This window comes from Paenibacillus sp. NPDC056933 (genome assembly GCF_042674385.1).
Taxonomy (GTDB): domain Bacteria; phylum Bacillota; class Bacilli; order Paenibacillales; family Paenibacillaceae; genus Paenibacillus.
This window is the reverse complement of the sequence record NZ_JBHUQN010000001.1, coordinates 2576037-2595712: the sequence shown is the minus strand read 5'-3', so window position 1 is coordinate 2595712 and position 19676 is coordinate 2576037. Positions and strand designations below refer to the sequence as shown.

13 protein-coding genes are annotated in these 19676 nt (G+C 47.6%); 1 reads left to right on the top strand and 12 read right to left on the bottom strand.

From position 1 onward, the window contains the following. Window positions 1-156: 156 nt before the first annotated feature. Window positions 157-2403 (bottom strand): glycoside hydrolase family 95 protein, encoded by a 2247-nt coding sequence (locus ACFTRD_RS11525; RefSeq protein WP_379379866.1) that lies wholly within the window; start codon window positions 2401-2403, stop codon window positions 157-159. Between the two features lie 303 nt (window positions 2404-2706). Here ACFTRD_RS11525 and ACFTRD_RS11520 point away from each other — a divergent pair, with 303 nt between their 5' ends. After that, complete coding sequence (locus ACFTRD_RS11520; RefSeq protein WP_379379864.1) at window positions 2707-3849, top strand: family 8 glycosyl hydrolase; 1143 nt, start codon at window positions 2707-2709, stop codon at window positions 3847-3849. Between the two features lie 184 nt (window positions 3850-4033). Here ACFTRD_RS11520 and ACFTRD_RS11515 read toward each other — a convergent pair whose 3' ends face one another. From ACFTRD_RS11515 to ACFTRD_RS11465, 11 genes are all read right to left on the bottom strand, one after another. Continuing rightward, the gene (locus tag ACFTRD_RS11515) at window positions 4034-5683 is read right to left on the bottom strand and encodes an ABC transporter substrate-binding protein (protein WP_379379862.1); all 1650 of its coding nucleotides are present in this window, start codon (window positions 5681-5683) and stop codon (window positions 4034-4036) included. 34 nt (window positions 5684-5717) lie between these two features. Then, window positions 5718-6647 (bottom strand): carbohydrate ABC transporter permease, encoded by a 930-nt coding sequence (locus ACFTRD_RS11510; protein WP_379379860.1) that lies wholly within the window; start codon window positions 6645-6647, stop codon window positions 5718-5720. Window positions 6648-6674: 27 nt separating this feature from the next. Continuing rightward, the gene (locus tag ACFTRD_RS11505) at window positions 6675-7529 is read right to left on the bottom strand and encodes an ABC transporter permease (protein WP_379381322.1); all 855 of its coding nucleotides are present in this window, start codon (window positions 7527-7529) and stop codon (window positions 6675-6677) included. A gap of 340 nt (window positions 7530-7869) precedes the next feature. After that, window positions 7870-10188 carry a helix-turn-helix domain-containing protein gene (locus ACFTRD_RS11500; protein WP_379379858.1) on the bottom strand — a complete coding sequence of 773 codons (2319 nt, stop codon included), beginning with the start codon at window positions 10186-10188 and terminating at the stop codon, window positions 7870-7872. A 268-nt stretch (window positions 10189-10456) separates the two neighbouring features. Then, entirely contained in the window at window positions 10457-12151 is a 1695-nt protein-coding gene (locus ACFTRD_RS11495) for an RICIN domain-containing protein (RefSeq protein ID WP_379379856.1), read from the bottom strand. A 103-nt stretch (window positions 12152-12254) separates the two neighbouring features. After that, entirely contained in the window at window positions 12255-13199 is a 945-nt protein-coding gene (locus tag ACFTRD_RS11490) for a carbohydrate ABC transporter permease (RefSeq protein WP_379379854.1), read from the bottom strand. A 16-nt stretch (window positions 13200-13215) separates the two neighbouring features. After that, window positions 13216-14118, bottom strand: a complete 903-nt coding sequence (locus tag ACFTRD_RS11485; protein ID WP_379381320.1) for a carbohydrate ABC transporter permease — start codon at window positions 14116-14118, stop codon at window positions 13216-13218. Beyond that, window positions 14115-16685 carry a DUF5696 domain-containing protein gene (locus tag ACFTRD_RS11480; RefSeq protein WP_379379852.1) on the bottom strand — a complete coding sequence of 857 codons (2571 nt, stop codon included), beginning with the start codon at window positions 16683-16685 and terminating at the stop codon, window positions 14115-14117. Before ACFTRD_RS11480 ends, ACFTRD_RS11485 begins: the two co-directional genes overlap by 4 nt. Before the next feature lie 15 nt (window positions 16686-16700). Continuing rightward, window positions 16701-17336 carry a Yip1 family protein gene (locus ACFTRD_RS11475; protein WP_192267118.1) on the bottom strand — a complete coding sequence of 212 codons (636 nt, stop codon included), beginning with the start codon at window positions 17334-17336 and terminating at the stop codon, window positions 16701-16703. Next, window positions 17320-18783: a hypothetical protein gene (locus ACFTRD_RS11470; RefSeq protein WP_379381318.1), complete on the bottom strand. Its 1464-nt coding sequence runs from the start codon at window positions 18781-18783 to the stop codon at window positions 17320-17322. Before ACFTRD_RS11470 ends, ACFTRD_RS11475 begins: the two co-directional genes overlap by 17 nt. Before the next feature lie 15 nt (window positions 18784-18798). After that, the gene (locus ACFTRD_RS11465) at window positions 18799-19674 is read right to left on the bottom strand and encodes a carbohydrate ABC transporter permease (RefSeq protein WP_192267117.1); all 876 of its coding nucleotides are present in this window, start codon (window positions 19672-19674) and stop codon (window positions 18799-18801) included. Window positions 19675-19676 lie beyond the last annotated feature (2 nt).

Below are 19676 nucleotides of genomic sequence, written 5' to 3'. Positions count from 1 at the left end.
ATGTCATATACTCAAGTGAAATTTTATTTGGCTAATCAAAGTGTAACGCTCACAGTTGAACTCAACAACCTGATAAATGCTATGTCGTTACCTGACAAAGTATAGTTTTAATCATTTGATAGTTGGCCTAATGACAACAGGTTGAACGAAATTGGCTTAAGCAAAAGTATACGATTGTCCGGCTTCTGCATTGAAGGAAATATTCTCAAGTCCAGGGCCTTCCAACTGACAAAGTCCATCAGTTGTACTTTTTACGGTGACTTCCGTCACTTTCCCCATCATCCAGGAGAAGTCAAGTGTGTAGCCACCTCGGGCTCTGAGCCCCTTGACACTCCCTTCACACCAGCTGGAAGGTAAGGCAGGCAGAAGCCGGATCACGTCGGTGTGACTCTGCATTAACATCTCGGCAATTCCCGATGATCCACCAAAGTTACCGTCAATCTGAAACGGCGGATGATTGTCAAACAGATTGGGCAACGTGGAGTGCTCCAAGAGAGCCCTGACATTTTCGTAAGCCTTCTGACCATCCTGAAGCCTTGCCCAGAAATGAATGATCCAGGCCCGGCTCCAGCCTGTGTGTCCCCCACCATTGTCCAGCCTGCGTTCCAGCGTGGTACGTGCAGCCTCCGCGAGTTCCGGCGTATGTTCTGGAGTGAACAGTTCTCCTGGATACAGCCCGAATAGATGCGAGATGTGGCGGTGTCCCGGCTCCACTTCCTCATAATCCTCCATCCATTCCTGAATTTGCCCGAGTTTGCCGATTTGCGGCTTCGGAATTCGCTTCAGGGCAGCAGCCAGTTCTTTCTGGAATGAATGGTCTCTACCGATCAACTCGGCACTGCGGATGCAAGCAGTGAACAAAGCTTCTATGATCTGAAAATCCATTGATGCACCTGCGCAAAGCACCCCAATTTCACCGCTTGGCAGCTTGTAACTGTTCTCGGGAGAGACAGATGGACTGGTAATGAGGCGGCCTTGTGCATCCTCGATCAGATAATCAAGGAGAAATTGGGCAGATTCCTTCATCGTTTCATAAGCCTGTTCCAAAAATAGGCGATCCTGGCTATAACGATAATGCTCCCATAAATGCAAACATAACCAAGCAGCACCCAATGGCCAGAAGGAAGCTGGAAGATAGGTATCCTGAGGGGCCGTATCTGCCCATATGTCCGTATTGTGATGGGCCGTAAACCCGCGGCAATTATACATTACCCGTGCCGTAATTCGGCCCGGCTCCCGCATTCTCTCAATCAGATCGAACAATGGCTCGTGACACTCTGAGAGATTACAGTTTTCGGCCAGCCAGTAATTCATTTGTGCGTTAATATTAATGGTGAATTTACTGTCCCATGGCGGTGTAAAACTGTCATTCCATATGCCTTGTAGATTTGCAGGCAAAGACCCGGGCCGGCTGGAGGAAATGAGCAGATAACGACCAAACTGATAATAGGTTTCGATCAATCCAGGGTCGTCTTCTCCTTTTTGGAACTGTTCTAATCTCTCATCCGTCGGAAGATCATTGTGATTAGACCTTTTGGTCAGATTCAATGTAACCCTGTTGTACAGTTCACAATAATCCGATGTATGCCGTGCAAGCAACGTATCATAAGGAGTCCGACTAAGCTCTTCCACGTGAAATTCACTGTATAATTCCGGATCTTCCTGACGGAAAGTCGTTCCCGCAGCAAGCATCAGCGTGACCGAGCTCGCGTTCTCCACCAGCAGGTACTCGCCAAGGAGCCGGCAGGTACCTTCATTTGGTATCGCTTTCAAAACAGCTGCAAACGAACTACCGTTTTTACCGCCGCATTCACCACGCATGATGAGTCCACTCTGCTCCCACTTTTTTGTTTTCTCCAAATACCTCCAATTCTGTCGATTAAATCGGGCTTTAACTGATACGGCATTTTTCTGATCTGCAGAAATTCGAATGATGATGGCTTGATCGGGATAGCTGGCAAACAACTCGCGTGTATAACGGATTTCATTGATTCGGTAGCTAACTCTGGAGACACCCCGGTCCAAATCAAGCTCCCGAACATAGTCATCGACAGGACCATCATGATGGCCGAATGATAACTGCAGTTCGCCAAGTGGCAGGTAATGTCGCTGCGCTTCCGGAAGCCCGCCCATCGTCATGGACGCAAGCTCTTCAGCCTCACGAAGTTTCCCTTCTGTAATTAACTTGCGGATATGCGGCAGATTAGGCAGTGCATCTTCGTTATTACGATCACGTGGCCCACCATACCACATCGAGTCCTCGTTCAACTGCAAGCGCTCCTCAGCTACGCCTCCAAATATCATTGCACCGAGACGACCATTCCCGATTGGCAAAGCCTCGTTCCACACCTTCGCAGGTTTGCTGTACCATAATCGATGATCTCTTTGAATCGATTCTTTCATTGTGCACCTCCACTAAAATATCCGATGAAATTTGTAAGAGTTTGATCTAATTTTAAACATCCAAATAAGGAAAGAAAATGATTTATTCCAGCAGATCAGTACTCTTTCATGACGTGTAGATTCGATAGAGATGATTCATTGGAAAATCCACTTCGATATGACACCATTGGATTATTGCGCATATTTTTCTCCAAGCCAATCGTTCATGCGGATATACTATAATTTTTCGGGATAAGGCTTTAATTTGATCACTAATTCGCATGATATACTGTAGCGAGTATGATCGACTAAGGAGGAAAGAAATTGTCACACCTATTTGAAGGCGCTTACAATACTTCAAAATACAGAAATCTGTTTTTGGAAAACGGCTACACCGACGAAGAAATTAGAGCGAAAATCGAGGACACTTGGACCGAATTGTTCTACGGTGAACCCGATACGCGAATATATTACCCCATGGATGAGGACAAAGGATACTTCCTCGATACCGGCAATCTCGATGTTCGCTCGGAAGGCATGTCCTATGGCATGATGATGGCTGTGCAAATGGACAAAAAAGAAGAATTCGATCGACTCTGGAATTTCTCGAAAACGTTCATGCAGCATACCGATGGCCGATACAAGGATTATTTTGCATGGCATTGCAAACCTGACGGCACGCGGATATCACAAGGACCTGCTCCAGACGGGGAAGAATTTTTTGCCATGGCCCTCTTTTTTGCCTCCAATCGCTGGGGGGATGGTCCTGCTCCATATGATTATGCGGAGCAAGCGAGAACAATACTGCACGCCTGCGTGCATCAAGGAGAAAACGGTGAGGGCGATCCGATGTGGGACCCGGAAACGAAATTAATCAAATTCATACCGGAATCACCATTTAGTGACCCATCCTATCATCTGCCCCATTTTTATGAACTGTTCGCGAAATACGCAGATGAGTGCGATCAAGCTTTTTGGAAAGAGGCTGCGGCAACCAGCCGGGCGTATCTGCACAAAGCGTGTCACCCGGTGACTGGACTCTCACCCGAGTACGCCAATTTTGACGGCACACCCGCACCGCCTCAACGTCATGGAGATTTCAGACATTTTTACAGTGACGCTTACCGGGTTGCGGCCAACATAGCCCTTGACTGGGAATGGTTTGCCAAAGATCGTTGGCAAGTAGAGCAGTCCAATCGCATACAGGCATTTTTCAGTGACATTGAAGTAACCGATTATCGTCGTTATACGATCGAGGGTGAACCTTTCGATGAACCATCACTGCATCCTGTTGGACTTCTCGCCACCAATGCCATGGCTTCTCTGGCCGCGGACGGTCCACATGCCAGCCAGTTTGTGCACCAGTTTTGGAACACTCCACTGCGCCAGGGTGAGCGCCGATACTATGACAACTGTCTGTACTTCTTCAGTCTGCTGGCTCTGAGCGGTAATTATCGTATCTATTAATGCGGTCCACTGTAACCAAATACAGAATATTAGTATTAACTTGCCGTAAAAATACAAATAAGAACGGACCTGATTCGCAGGAATGCGAAGCGGGTCCGTTTTTTTTAGGAAGAGGACGCTCTGTGCTTCCACACTTATTTCTCACGCTTAATCTCTTCCCGTTTACTGAAGATTTAGATCGAACTTACTTGGAAATGGACGAGGAATCATAGGAGGCCTGCATAATTTCGAGGTAACGCTTGATATTCAAGCCCTCCAGCCCTTTTACGTAATCATCCCAATCCTTATCCAGACTCTTCGCTCCTGTAATGAATTGCAGAGCATTCTGGTCAATATAATCCTTGAGATTCGTCTGCATCATGCTTGTTTCATCGGCGTTTGCCGGATCCACCCATAGTGCCCAATGCGGAAAAACTTCATCGGGTTCTTTGCCCTCCATCAGGAGTGTTGCCTCATATAGTCGGCGTTCATATCCGTCACCTGCATAGATGTCCTTGCCCTGAACTTCGGCATCACGGTATGCCCTGTGGTGATTATACTGACTCAGCGCACCCCAGCTGTCATTGCGCGGCTCCGCTCCAGTTGGGAGCGGAATGGCTTTGTAGAGTGGCTGCACCTGATCATTCAGAGCCACCTCGCCTTCTTGCGGCTTGCGCCAGCTTGTGCCCTCCTCACCAAGATAAGAGCTCATCGCTCCTTCTTCGGTGTAGAGATAATCCAGCATTTTTATGGCAGCAATCTGTGTTTCTTCGCTTGCTTTGTTTGTCAGTACAAAAGAAGCTCCGGGATCGATCGGATAGTTATAGGTCGCATAATTGGCATGCGGTCCTTTCAACGGAGGAATCGGATTGTAATCTTTCCCATAAGGAGAATCCTCGGCAGTGTTTACAAAAAGAGAAGGGTGCATGGCCGCACCTGCGCCGAGAAGCTGCGCATCCGCGTTATCTCCGATCTTTTTGAAGGCTCCGACATTTTGTGTGAAAGCACCCGGGTCGATCAGACCTTCATCATATAACGACTTGATATAGGCAAGTCCCTCCTTCCACTCCGGTTTGCTTGCAACCGTCTCAACCCGGCCATCCTTTACAATGAGATAGGTTCTGTCATCGTCGTAGATAAACCCGTTCATCAAGTACGGAATGATGTGCACGCCGAAATTTTCAATGGAACCGCTAAGCGGAACTTCATCGGCTTTACCGTTACCGTTCGGGTCCTTTGTTTTGAATGCTTTCAGCACTTCCTTAAACTCCTCTGTCGTTGTGGGCTCGGACAATCCGAGCTGCTTCAGCCACTTGGTATTCATCCACATCTTGTTCGGATAGGAACAGTGAAAACATTCATTCAGGCCCGTCAGACCGTAAATATTGCCGTCGGGCGCCGTATTCATCGCTTTATAATATTCACTGCTGTCCAGCACCTTTTTAATATTTGGCGCATATTGGTCAATTAGATCATTGAGCGGCACAATAACACCCTGCTGCCCAAATTTCAACAAGTCCGTTTGAGAAAAACGGTCCACCCATGGAATGAGTAAATACAGGTCCGGGTAGTCACCCGAAGCCAGTGAAATTTGCCTTTTTTCAGCTGCACCGTCAAAAGGAACCGTCGTCCAGTTTATCTTAATGTTGAACTTCTCTTCCATTTTTTTCGTAAACTTGTTCGTCTGAAGGTTGGTATCCGAGCTTTGATGCGCAAACACGTTAATGGACAGATTGTCCCCCGATGAAGCACCGTCCCCCTTTTCCCCGCTGCCTTGACTTGAGGATGAACATCCCGCCAGTACCACTGACAGAAACAACAAGCAAGCAAGTACAAATGACCCTGTTTTTCTCAAATAGACCCTCTCCCTTATGAATGGTTGTAATGAACTAGCCCTTAACAGAGCCAATCAACATGCCCTGAACGAAATATCGCTGCACAAACGGATAAATAACAAGTACGGGCAAGCTGGCCATAACAATGAGTGAATATTTCATCAACTCGGCCATTTGCTGCTGTTTCACCATCTCTCCCAAATTCATATTTCCCGTGCCGTTGCTCAGAATCAAAATGCTGCGGAGAATCAACTGAAGCGGATAGAGCGATTGCGTTTTTAAATAGATCAGGGCATCAAAATATGCGTTCCATTGTCCAACGGCATACATCAGCGACAGAACGGCAACGATAGGTTTGGCCAGAGGCAGAATGACGCTGAAAATGAAACGGATATCGCTGCATCCGTCAATATCAGCTGCCTCGGACAGCTCTTCAGGGATTGAATTTTGAAAAAAGGTGCGTGCGATGATCACTTGCCACACCCAAACGGCATTTGGAATCAGCAGGGCCCAGCGAGTATCGATCATTCCCATGGATTTGACTACCAGATAAGTTGGGATTAATCCGCCGGAGAATAGCATGGTGAACGTAACGAACATCATGAGAGGGCTGCGCCCAACAAAGGTTTTTTTGGATAGTGGATAAGCAATCATAATGGTCAGTGCTACACTAATCAGTGTACCGATTGCAGTATAAAATAACGAATTGCCGTAACCCATGATAACCTGATCGTTGCGCAATACCGACTTATAGCCGTCCAGTGTTAAATCAATGGGCCACAGCCATACTTTGCCGGAAGAAACCGCTGCCGGGCTGCTCAAAGATGAGCTTACGATATAGATTAGCGGATAAAGTACAGCAATCAAGACCACCGTCAGAATAAGGTAAATGATAGCCATAAACACACGGTCCCCAAAAGATTCTCTGATCGTACTTCTCGGATTAACCGATGAACGGTTGGCTTGGGATAACAACTTGCTCATCGTATGAACCCCCTCCCTTTTGCCGTATTACCACAGGCTTGTATTGGATAGACGCTTGGCGACAGCATTGACTGTTAACAACAGAATCAGGTTAATAAGCGAATTGAAAAGGCCAACAGCGGTAGCAAAACTGTAATTGGCGTTAAGCAATCCCATCTTGTACACATAGGTGGAGATGATTTCCGAAGCGGACAGGTTCAGCGGGTTTTGCAGCAAATAGATTTTCTCGAACCCAACTGCCATGATGTTTCCAACGCTCAGGATCAGGATAATAACCGCCGCCGGCAGCAGGCCGGGCAGATCGATGTTCACCATTTTCTGAAAGCGGTTAGCACCGTCAACCTTGGCAGCCTCGTACAATGAAGGATCAATGCCCGATAGGGCTGCCAAATAGATGACCGCCGAATATCCCATGCTCTGCCAAACATCAGAAAATACATAGATGGACCGGAACATGCCCGGCTCTCCAAGAAAATTGATGGCCTCAAAGCCCAGCGCACCTGCAATTGTGTTAACAATGCCAAGCCGCGGGGAAAGAAACATCATGATAATGGATACCATCACAACCGTAGAAATAAAGTAAGGTGCATAAGTAACCATCTGTACCGTTTTCTTGAATTTGGCGTTCTTCACTTCGTTCAGTGCCAGCGCCAGCAATATAGGAACTGGAAACCCGACAATTAAACTGTAGAACGAAATGTACAATGTGTTTTTGATCAGGGTAGCGAATGCGGGGTTTTGGAATAGCAATTCAAAATATTTGGTTCCTACCCACGGACTTCCCCATATTCCCTTGATCACGTTGTAGTCCTTGAAAGCGAGCACTGCATTAACCATAGGCACGTACTTGAAAATGATAAAGTATGCGACGGGAGGAATAATCAGCAAGTAAAGCTGCCAGTGTCTCCTCCAACTCTTGGACAAGGCCAGCTTCAATGCGGATCGCCTGCCTTCTTTAACAACCGTTTTGCCATTCGAAATTGTCGTTCTCAGAGTCATCCCCCCAGTAGGTGGCCTATCGGAAATAAGCCTTTCCCAATTTGATAGCGCTTTCTTGCTCGTAATCATAAGAGTGCATACCCGGTTGCGTAAAGGTACACTTTACAAAATGAGGTACGATTCCAGTCAAGAAGGCTGGGAGGCCTGATATTCCCTTGAACTACGCCGGGATTTCCCTGTGATTTTCGCTTTGTTTTATCAAGATGGATGCCTCCTGCTTGATTTAAATTTGATCATGCATCTGTCGAAATGCGCTAGGCAAGACACCTCGAACCCGTTTGAAGGCTCTTCGGAACGAATGCGCACTGTTATATCCGGTTGCTAGTGCGATTTCATCAATCGTCTGCTGACTCTCCCGCAGCAGTTCAGCGGCTTTGTTGATTCGCACCACTTCCACATAATCGGAAAGGTTCTCCCCGGTATGCTCTTTGAATAACTGAGATATATATTTTTCCGGTTTGCCCATATGTTCTGCAATCCGGTACACCGTCAAGTTTGCATCAGCATAACGTTCCTGGATATAAGCAATCGTCTCGTTAACAAATCCGGAATGCATGTTGCATTTTTTACGCTGAACGTCTTGGCATACGTCTTTCGCCAGATGATGGAACTTGCTTTGAAGTATGGCAACCTTATCCGTCACCTGAATCGCCGAAACCCGATCCTTAAGCTCCTCCACAAGCGATTCGTCCAGCATAATTTTAGGTTCCAGCTTCAAAAATGTTCCCTTCAATTCCATAATGAACTGCTGTGTCATGTCATACGACAGCTCTCGCTCAGTAAAGTTTCGGCTGAACAACTGATCCAAAATACGGTTGGACTCTTCCATTTCTCCCGCCTTGAGCGTATTTAGCAGCCGTTGTTCGGACTCAATCGGATAGTAGTACAGTTCCGTTTCCTTCACCGCGTCCTCGAATTTCATCATGTGATCCTTTCCGGTGTGTATGGCATATTCCAGCGCGTGCCTTGCCTCGTTGAACGAACGACCAACATCATTCCATACATCATAAGAAGAGCCCGTTCCAATAGTGGTCGATACCCGGTAATCCCGGTATACAGCATGCGTCAGTTTTTCAAGCTCAGCTTCACATGTACGCAGGGCTTTATCCAAAGAATCTCCGCTAAGGGGATACACAAAAGCAATCTGATCCGTTCCCCAGTCTGTTACCAATACTTCGGAATTCCATGCCGTCATGGCTTCCCGCACGATGAGCCTTGCAACGCTTAACTCCTGAATAATTTCTTCACTATCTGGACTGCCATAACCGTCTACCTTTAGAATTCCTACAAACCCCCGGCTGATGTGGAGCGAAATGCCTGTCTGGGAGGAGATGGCCTCCAGCTCGCGCGTTGTGTAAAACTCTCCGGTAAGCAGACGTTTAATGAACCCGTCCCGCAGCATCGGGAGCTGCTCATTTAATGCGTTTTTGAGAAGATCGTTGTTCGTAATGAGACTCGTAATGTTGCTGGCCAAAAAGTCGTATTCATTGCTTGTCTTTCCAGGCAGCCCAATATCCTGTTCCCGGAACACGGACAGAAGCCGATGAATCGGAGCGCTGTTTCGATAAGCGAGCAGAAGCCCGATTAACAATCCGAAACCAAGCGTTGCTAGCGTAAAGGTAAAGGTAACCTGCTTGATTTGGTCTGCTTTGACCATAAGCGCACGTTCGGGGATGCCAGCCATGTAATTCCAGCCGTTTTGTTCGGAGCGAATGGAAATCAGCAGACGACCGTCGCCCATAGGCTTCGCTTCATCTTCCTTGCTGGCAGTCATAACCTTTAAGTTCTTTGCCTCGTCTTTATTCAGACCCCGCGAAAAAATGATATTCTCATTGGAGTCTGTCACCAGTGTCCATCCTCCATATTGCTCCACAATATGGTGAGTCAGGCTCGCCATCTTATTCTCATCAATCATGACGCCGATTGTAGCTTGTGGTTTGTTAAAGCTGTTTAATGGAAGCGATTGAAGAAACGTGATGGCAGGAGCGTCCACAAGCACATTACTGCGTATCTCCTTCTTATAGTTTTGTAGGGGAATGATTTCGTTTAAATGCGGCTTTTTTAATATGTTCTCTTTCCACTCTTCGAACGTCATGCCTTCCAGGCGATTGGCAGCAAAATAATGTTCAGGTCGGTAGTAAACCGTCGTAGGCGTAATAATGACATTATAGTTCGGAATATAGATGAAGAAATGAGACAAATAATCATTGGTGCTGCTGTACATGGACAGACTGCGCTGCATGCGGCTCAGACCGTAGACATTATTAGCGTCGTGCGGCTTGGGATCGGCTATTAAACGGTATAAATCCTGGTTAATGGCCAATTGTCTCGTGAAGTCCTCGACCTGCATGAGATTTCGTTCAATAATTTCCTTGCCAAGATTGAGTGATTTTAAGCTGTTCTCAATAGAACTTGTCCTCGCTGCTTCAATGGATGCTCTGTAGGAGGCATATCCGGCAATTTGAGGAATCATGAGAACAATAAGATAAGAAATCATGAATCTGCGAAACAACGGCGAGAATTTGAACCATAAGCGCTGCATATGTACCTCCTTCTTTCGTAAGCGATTACAAATCAGTTCTGTTAATGATACACCTTTCATTTGCACAAGGTGAAGGTACAACTTCTGCTTTTTGGTACAAATCCTTAAAAACCCATGACAAGACCCCGTATCGTTAAATAGAATAGAGCCCGTTACGTCTGATCCGTATACTAATTTTTCATGTTTTTGCTGATTTCCACTCCTCAATACAAATAAGGACCTCCACGGCCATATTATGGCTTGGGAGGTCCTGCTTGTACATGTTTTTTTAATTGACAGCAACAAACTTCCATTGCTGGTTGGTCGCATTGGTAAAGGTATTTTGCTGCAATTTTGCACCGTCTGTCGTCGCAGAACCTGCTACTTCAACGGCTTTATTGCTGTTTACATTTATAATGCTCCAGTACCCATTGCCCAGATCATTAATTTTGAAATGCTGCGCTGTGGTATTCAAATTGCTCATAAGCTGAACCGCTTCTCCGTTGTTGCTGGTTCCATTTCGAATGTCGATGACCTTATCGGGTGAATTCACACTCGTCAGACTGTAGCTACCACCAGCAATCTGGTTCAGGACCCACTTTTGAGGATCGCCTCCCAGATCAGACCATTGCTGTAGCTGCAAATTATTCTCATTTACCCCACCCGGCACATCAATCACCTTGCCGGAATGTCTGGCCACAATCTTGTATGTTGCACCCGAGATCAAACCGGTTGATGGAGTGCCACCGTTCGGGTAGTTCTGAGCACGTTCATAAAACCAGTTGAAGAGGAATCTGCCCATCGCGCTCCGTGAAGCATCGCCGTCCCATTTCAGGCCTGCCGTCGGATCGGCGAAGGAGCTCCGTGGTCCTGCATCCAGAATAAATCCGTTCATGTGAGCCGCAATACTGACATTGCCGGCCGCGTTGAAAATGGTCTTTGTATTGTTACCAAAGCCTTCATTGCTGCCGTTAAACAGATCCCAATATGCGGAATCGCCTGCTTTCTTTTTGAACCACGTTACTTCGGTGATATTGATTGGATATTTATCGGCAGCTGCCTTCACATTGGTATTCCACTGATTTTGCAAAATCGACATGTTGTCATACGCACCATACCCCGGATACCAGTGAACCGCATAACCGTAATTGTTCAGTGGGTCTGTCAAAGGATGGCTTGCTGTCAGGCTGTAGAATTGGTTGTATCCCAGTCCGGCGGCCCAGATGACGTTATCTGCACCTTGGCTCCGGATGGTAGAGATAATGGAATTCTGGAAATTGCGCAGATCGTTCCAGTGATCTACAAAGTCGTTCTCGCCATTATATCCACCCCAATGACCGTTGGCATACGATTTAATCGGTTCGTTGATCAGCTCGAAATGTACGTTGTCTGCACTTTTGATCTCCGGGCGGGAAGCGAGATAGCCCCAGATTTGGTTGAACTTTTGCAGATTGGCTGCAGTAGTCCCCTGGTCATCCTTCAGTGTGAAGTCAAGGCCGAGCGTGACATAGACACCTTTCGTTTTTGCATATTGGATATAAGGGATAATGACATTCTGCGTTACCGTTTGTAAACCCGCAAAATTGTAAGTACCTGCGGCTACGTCACCCATGTCATCACGGTCAATGAACAGACGAATCTGATTCATATTCCAGCCGTGGCTGCTTCCGTATTTTGGACTTGTGCTTGTGAACGTATCCGTAATGTCTTTCAGATAAGCCAATGTGGCTGCATGGCGGTTGTTGCCATGAAGATTCAGATAATATTTGCTGTCCTGGTATGTCCAATAAGCACCTGAGGGCTGATGCCAACCACTTAGTAAGACGGGCTGATTATTACTGTTAACCAGATTCTTTCCACTTACGTGAAGCTTGCCCATTGGCATGCCGACCCATGCTTCCGCGCGTCCCGGCCCGAGTGGTGTAATGGACAACAGCAAAGCAAGAACGAGCATGAATTTCAATGACATCAACAATTTTTTCAATATAATCCCTCCTGAGCTTAAAGTGTAAAACGTTAAAACGGACGGCATCACCTCCTTTACTATGAAGGGGCTAGACTTGCAGCCCCCATCCAAGTGAGAATCATTATCCTACGATGCCTGTACGTTCAACACTCTCAACGAAATAACGCTGTACAAACAGGTAAATGATGATCAAAGGCAAGATGGCCAGCAAAATACCCGTATCCTGAATCATGCTCAGGTAAAATGGATCGGCTTTGGATGCACCATCGCTTACCTGCTGGGCCAGATTGTAAGGAAGGGAAGACAGCTGGGTTGACATGACTTTGCTGGATGTCAGATACGTTGTCGTATAGAAGCTGTCATTCCATTGCCACACAAAGGAAAAGAGCAACACCGTAACGATAGACGGAACGGCGTTCGGCAGCATAATTCGTGCAAATGTACGGCTGATGCCTGCACCATCGACGTAGGCTGCCTCCTCTACCTCCTTGGGAATACCTCTGAAAAACTGACGGAAGATGAAAATATATAAGCCTGCCTTTAGTGAATTCGCTGTAAGGGCGGTCAGGATAAACGGCCAGTACGTATTCAACAAATTCACGGGTTTGCCAGAAAGAAGAGTCATCAGACCCATGAGATCAAAGCTCTTCAGATTCAGATACACCGGAATCAGAATCGTGGTGGGTGGAACCAGAATCGTCAGGATAACCCCGGCGAATAACAGGTTGCTGCCTTTAAATTTCAAACGGGCAAACCCGTATCCGGCAAGTGCACAGGAAAGCGTTGTCAAAATGGTCGTTGTTGCGGACAACGCAAACGTATTGAACAGTGTTGCCCAGTAATCCATGACACGAATAGCCTCCCGGAAATTATCGAAGGAGAAATTCTGTGGAATCCAGACCACAACAGCTGAATACAAATCACTCTTATCCTTGATGGACGTTGATATTTTCTGAAATATGGGAAACAGAATCACGAAGGATAGCCCGGTAATCAGTGTGAATCGCACGATGGACCACAGCCAGCTTTTCCACTGCTCAAGTGAAAACAGTCTGGATATTATCATCCGAACAACCCCCTTTCTAATCTTGATAGAAGACACGTTTGGAGAAAATGAGGGACACGAGCACCAAAATGAGAGCAATGGCCACGAAATACACCCACGCCATGGCTGAGCTTAATCCAAAATCGAATTTGACAAAACCTGTATCCCGAATAAGGGTTGTCATGGCATTGTTGGCAAACGAATCCACAATGGTATAGATGACGTTGACAAAAATAAGCGGGCTGACCATCGGAAATGTAATTTTCCAGAAGGCTTCATAGCCGGTAGCCCCTTCCATTTTGGATGCCTCATACAGTTGGGGTGATATGGTTTGAATTCCGGCCAGGAAGATCAGAATTTGTACACCCGATTGACTAACGATCTGATAAATACGGTCAACAGCCCCGCTTAAATACGTCACAACCCACTCGCTCAGCCCGGCGTCCAGCATCAGGTTTTCCAGCGCAAATGTGCCCAAGGCACTGCCGCCGGTACTGCTCTGATTTACAGCCTCGATCAGGCTGGTGCTTTCCAGTGACATAATGACCCCCGATGCCAGAATGACCGGAAGGAAAAAGATGGACCGCGCGATCGCCCGACCCGGGAACTTCTGATTCAGAATAACAGCAAGAAACAAACTAAAGATAACGATCAGCGGCACATTGACTAAAACATCCGTAATGGATTCAATAAGCGCCCGGTTGAAGCTGGTATTAACCGTCAATGCCTGGATGTAGTTAGAAAGACCTGTGAACTGGATAGTTATGCCTTCTGCATTTGCCTGGATGGAGCTCAAACTGTAACGCAGAGAAGCCAGCAGCGGAACAAAGAAAAACAGTACAAACCCGATAAGCCAGGGAAGCACATAAATGACTCCCCATGCGGCCTTCTGTTGGGCATAGGTTCGACGTCCCCACTTCCCTCTCAATAGCGCTTTCAGAGTTGCTCACCACCTGTCACATAACTTTTGGCTTCGACAGTTTGACCTGCTGCCTGTACCGGAAAGTCGTTATAATTCACAACCACAAAACCGCCGTTTTCATAGCTCGTTTGGAACACTCCTTCATCAAGCTTCTCGTGGGATATCATGTGAGATCCTGCGAATGCACGATTCGCCTGATTGACCTCTTTATACATTTCGGCTGCGAGATCCAGCCACTGCTCATAATGTGCAGCATACAGATAATCGTAATCCGTTTCCTTAACCACATGATTCGGTGCGTTAAACCAAGTGAAATAAGGACTTGCGCCGTACTCCACGAGCTTTAGCACGTATTGTCTCGCATCAGTATACGTGGACAGATTATAGGCTGCTCCCGTATAGCTGATTCCCCCATGTGTCACCAGTTGGAAGAACGGAATTTCCTCATCCTCCAATTTGAAGCGGCTGCTGGACATCGGTGCATCCGTCAGACCTGTCACATATGGCAGGGCATAAGCATTGCCTCCTTCAGCGACAACGGGTATACCTTGCTGTGCAATCTGTTTCAAGGTTTCGGTGGCTGCAACTTGCGCCCCTGTACGATCCAGCAGTTTTTTCGGATTCATGTCACTGTTCAACTGCTCAGCGAGATCACGCAGCGACAATCCACCTAGCTGAAAGGGCTGGAGGGCTTCCAGCATGTCTTGAGTCACATCACTCAGCAAACGTGGAGACAAGATATAGGACGGGAGTCGGTCCCGATCACGCCGCAGTCTTGCCGGGTCCATGGGATACAGAAGCGCCGGTTCCTGCGTCAGGGTGCGTGAAGCCTCCTTGGAAGGACTGAACCCTTTCTTGGAGTGTACATTCAGTACAGCAACATCGGGATAAAAGCCAATTTCCTCCTCACGTGTGTACTCGCTGAACGCTTGCATGCCTTTTCGTCCTCCAATCGCTCCATCTACATGGATGGAATCCGGCATCTGGTGTTGAAGTCCCCCGTTGAACCATCCCGCATACCGAACCTGAAGGTTGGATACTTCTTTTTCCTTGAGCGTCGACAAAATCTGGCGGGCTTCATCAAAGGTGGTCAACGCTTCGGTGGAGTCGTAAGGTATGCCCAACATATGTTTCTTGGTCGTCATTCCTCCGATAAGCTTCAAGTAGAACGGAATGTCTTTGTTCCCCTCAGCCATTTGCTTCGCTGGAAGGCCATTTGTCTTGATTAAGTAGTCACGGTATAAGGAAGCCAGACCAGAGTAAGAGGCTTTCTCTTCTCCAGCAAAAGCATAACGAACGACAAAATCGGATGCGGTCGGCGTCTTCTGGAACTTGGGAAGTGTCCGTACCATATCGCTGGCCTGAAGTGTGACATCACTCTTGTTTACAACGTAAAAGCTTGGATACACATTGTTGTAGCTATTCAGCTTTCCACTAATATCTGCATTCACAACGGCCGCGGCTGCACCTTCCTCAATGATGCCAAGGAAAGCACCACCCTCTTGAATGAGACCGAATACCGGCAGCCTGGCTCTTTCCTCGGAAGAGTCCACTTCCCGAAGCTTCATCGTTAGATCAGGTCCGTACACGTCCTGCTGATAGGCAGGATATTGAACTTTTCCATTGTTGAAATGAATAAGCGCTCCTGACCCGTCAGGAACAAACAGGGACCCTTTCTGATCCGCTGCACCTGCCCCGAAGTAATCCAGTACAGAAATGCTGTTAATCGGATATTGCTCTGGAAAATGAATGCCTTCTGCTGGGACACGTACAACCAAGGATTCCTCGTCCAGCTCGTATTCGATGGAGACCATGAACATTCGGGGGCCGCTTTTCTCCTGTTCAACGCCGTTCTCGGCATTGTCCAGTTCAAGGTCCTCGGAGGTGTATCCGGCTGTCTCAAAAGCCTTCAGAGCACGCGTTAGCTGAAGCCCCTGCATCGCCTTGTCGTTTCGTACATAAACATCTTCATTCTTATCTTGCGCATATCCAATCTTCAAAGCCCGCTGCCCAGCCTTGTCGAGCGTAGCAAGCAGCTTCTGCTCAAAGCGCTCTTTGCTGATCTTTACAGGCAGATCATCGATCGAGCGCTCATCGCTTCCAAACTGGTAATTCACCCGAACGCCGTTTGGCAATGATTCGTAGCTTACTTGCTGGTAGGCTACACTATCCGTATAGGAATTGACCGAGTTGCTCTGTCCCAAGCTGTTATAAAAAGTGAGCTTAGCTTGCGCAGACAGCAGGTCCTTGTTAATTCCTGCCGCGAGTGAATCCAGATTTCGCTCCTCGGGATTGCTGCGCCAGACCTGCCCGCTTTGCTTGTGAACCACCGCAATCTCGGCTGTATCCTCCTGGATGAGCAGCTGCAGCTCATCATTCTGAGCTAGACCGAGCATATCCGGCAGACGGGCATCACTGAAAGACGATGCCAGCTTCTCTCCAGGTGGAAGCACAGGGACTTCCGCTTGCTCATCTGCATTCGTCGACATCCTGGTTACCGGCGCAGAATCGGATTGACATCCGCCAAGAATCAGGCCGAACACGAGCAGGATCACGATCATTTTTTTGGCCACGTCATAGTTCATCTCCATTCTCCTTCCTTAGCCCCGGAGTACAAGTTCCTGATAGATGGTGGCTGCAAAGGACACAATCTGCTGCACCAGACTGAAGAACAGCAGGCAGAGAAAGGCCATGAATGCCATGGCAACCAGCGTCAATAGCATGGTCAGCACCGTTTTGGCGGGTGAGTATTGATGCACCGTCATATTGCCGACAAATAACAGGTATACCGTCCAGGCCGTGGCAGCCATGTTAAAGAAATAATAAAAGGCGGTTTCCTGATTGGAAATGATCAGACTTAGCCAAATCCAGGGAAACTGTACCAGAATCAGCGGAACCAGTGCGAAACATGTGGACATGAAGATTTCTGAAAATTTGCCTTCGCCGTCCATAAGTGTGGTTAAGGACCAATTCGCTGTGCACCAGAACAGCACCGGGACAATGACATAGACCATTTCCATCAGACTGTTGAGTCGTTTCGGGTTGTTGAAATTGACCAGGAAACCGCTGTATTGGGCCTGAAGAATCGTTGTCACCATGAGTGCTGCAAGAATGATCCATGCGATCATCAGTGTTGTTCTCTGATTTCGTTCATACTTCAGCTCCCAATACCCGTCAAATGGATGAAAAATAAGATGAAGCGGATATTGGATCAGCTGTCTACTTGATGCTTGCATGTGTGCTCCCCCTTCTCTGCCTGCGGACTATGAATGCCATCGCCAGCATGACAATGACCAGTAACAGTCCCGACATGATCCATGAAAAATGCTCGCGGAGCAGTTCTTTTCGATACAGGAGAAACGCTTTGGAATACCCTTCTCTTTCCATGCTTCGCTTAAAGTATTGCGTGGATTCCGCATAATCCTTCTGACGCAAAAGCGCTTTTCCGATACCTGCGTAGGCATATTCAAGATTGGCATTCATATCTGCTGCTTTGGCAAAGTTCGCCGCAGAACCCTCCTCGTCCCCATTGAAATAACTGCGTACAGCTTCATGAAGCGTACGTCCGTATTCAGTGGTTTGAAAAACGGTGATTTCTCCGAGCGCTTTGTCCAGCACAAGCATACGATCCCCCACACGCTCCAGAGAAACAGGGGTGTTGAATTGTCCAATTCGATTTCCGATACCTCCAAACATGTGCAGCAAATATCCATCCCCGTTATAGGTGAAGATCCGTCCCATATTGGCATCCAGCACGGAATACATATCGCTGTCTCCAACGTCGACATCAATGAGACGTGAAGGCCCCTTTTCATTGCTGTACAACAAATCACCCTGGGGTGGATAATATCCTTCTCTTCTCAAAATGTCCAAGCCCTGTGCATTCAGTTTTTTGATGGGTAATCCGGTCTTATCTCCACTGGTTGCATAGATGAAGCCTTCTCCGTCCATGTCCATATTGGTGAACTCGGTAGGTGTGAACATGACCATCTGGCTGCGCTGCTGACGAGTTGCGAACCGTTTCCACAAGTACTCCACCGGGTCAACCTGGACTCTGTTGGCTCCAATGAAGGAAGCAAAGGTTCCATCGGAATTAAATTCCATAAAGCCATCGAATACGCCTTCGGCCATGACATAGATCCGCTCGCCTTTATCCATAACAACGCGCAGTGGTTTGAACTGAAAGTCTGGCTTTAGCAGCTCGGATTGTGGCTGTTCCACAATTTTGATCAGTTGACCTTGCTTATCCAGATGCACAACCCGCTGGTTACCCGTATCCGCAATGAGCAGTTGCCCGCTGTCCGATACGTATAATCCCTGCGGAAGTTTGAATTTTTCTTTCGTTCCATCATGATCAAAAGAATCGATAACCCTTGTCAGCTTCATCTCTTGATTCAGCTCGACAATACGGCTGTTGCCCGAATCCAGCACATACACCCGCTGATCAGCAGTGACGTGCATATCGTTCGGTTCTTTGAATGGTCCAATATCCAGTTCCTTGCCCGTAACAATTCCCGTCGCCTCATAAGCGGCAGGAGAACGAACCGCATCTCCCCAGTAGGAATAATTGTACGCATTCGTCTGACCGTCAGCGAAAGCCGTTGACGCTGCGTTTCCCAAGCTCAGGAGGCAGGCAAGACCCAGGGTGAGCCACACGCTTTTTTTCCACACGCTGTTCAATATGTTGCTGCCCCCCTTCTACTCTTTCATTCCGGAAGTTGCCATCGTCTGCATGACACTGCTCTGAGAGATGATAAACAGGGTAATAGGCACGATCATGAGCAGCAGTGCTACCGCAGCACCGACACCTGCCCGGGCAATCCCCCCCTGGATAATCTGACTAAGCGCATAATGCAGCGTTTTCAGGTTTTCACTGTAGATGAAGCTTCCGCCGTCTGTTCCCCATAATGCTGGAAATTGTAAAATCATAAGCGTGAGCCAAGCAGGCTTCACGTTAGGCATGACGATGCTCCAGAATATGCGGTATTCGTTCGCCCCGTCGATCTTGGCGGCCTCCAGCAGCGCATCCGGAATCTGCTCCATGAACTGCTTCATCAGGAACAGCCCCAGAGAGAATGCGAGAGAAGGCACAATGATGGACGCATGGGTGTTGATCCATCCAAGCCAGGACATCACCATGTAGTTCGGAATTGCCGTGACATGTGGTGAGAACATCAGCGACAGAATGACGATAGTAAACAGTACATTTGAGCCGGGAAATCGGTATTTGGCCAGCGGATAAGCCGCTGCGGAAGCAAGAAGGATATGCCCTGCCGTTCCCAGCAACGTAATTAACAGCGTATTGGCAATATATCTGGATAAAGGAACCCAGGAGTTGCCCATCAGATTGATCAGATCCGCAAAATTTTCCATCGTCGGGTTGTTCACCCAAAATCGCGGTGGAAAAATAAACAGCTCATCCAAAGGTTTGAAGGCATTGTTGATCGTGTAGATCAATGGCAATACCATAAATGACCCGAACAGACCCAGCAGTGCAAACAACATCAGACTGACGGTAAATGACCGATTAAGTCTTCTCGGCATGCCGAAAACGGCACGTACCTTGCTGGTCATTG

Excerpts from the sequence above, each read along its gene's own strand:
- ACFTRD_RS11525 (WP_379379866.1), bottom strand. The coding sequence starts at position 2,403 with ATGAAAGAATCGATTCAAAGAGATCATCGATTATGGTACAGCAAACCT.
- ACFTRD_RS11480 (WP_379379852.1), bottom strand. The coding sequence starts at position 16,685 with ATGAACTATGACGTGGCCAAAAAAATGATCGTGATCCTGCTCGTGTTC.
- ACFTRD_RS11500 (WP_379379858.1), bottom strand. The coding sequence starts at position 10,188 with ATGCAGCGCTTATGGTTCAAATTCTCGCCGTTGTTTCGCAGATTCATG.
- ACFTRD_RS11510 (WP_379379860.1), bottom strand. The coding sequence starts at position 6,647 with ATGAGCAAGTTGTTATCCCAAGCCAACCGTTCATCGGTTAATCCGAGA.
- ACFTRD_RS11490 (WP_379379854.1), bottom strand. The coding sequence starts at position 13,199 with ATGATAATATCCAGACTGTTTTCACTTGAGCAGTGGAAAAGCTGGCTG.
- ACFTRD_RS11465 (WP_192267117.1), bottom strand. The coding sequence starts at position 19,674 with ATGACCAGCAAGGTACGTGCCGTTTTCGGCATGCCGAGAAGACTTAAT.
- ACFTRD_RS11475 (WP_192267118.1), bottom strand. The coding sequence starts at position 17,336 with ATGCAAGCATCAAGTAGACAGCTGATCCAATATCCGCTTCATCTTATT.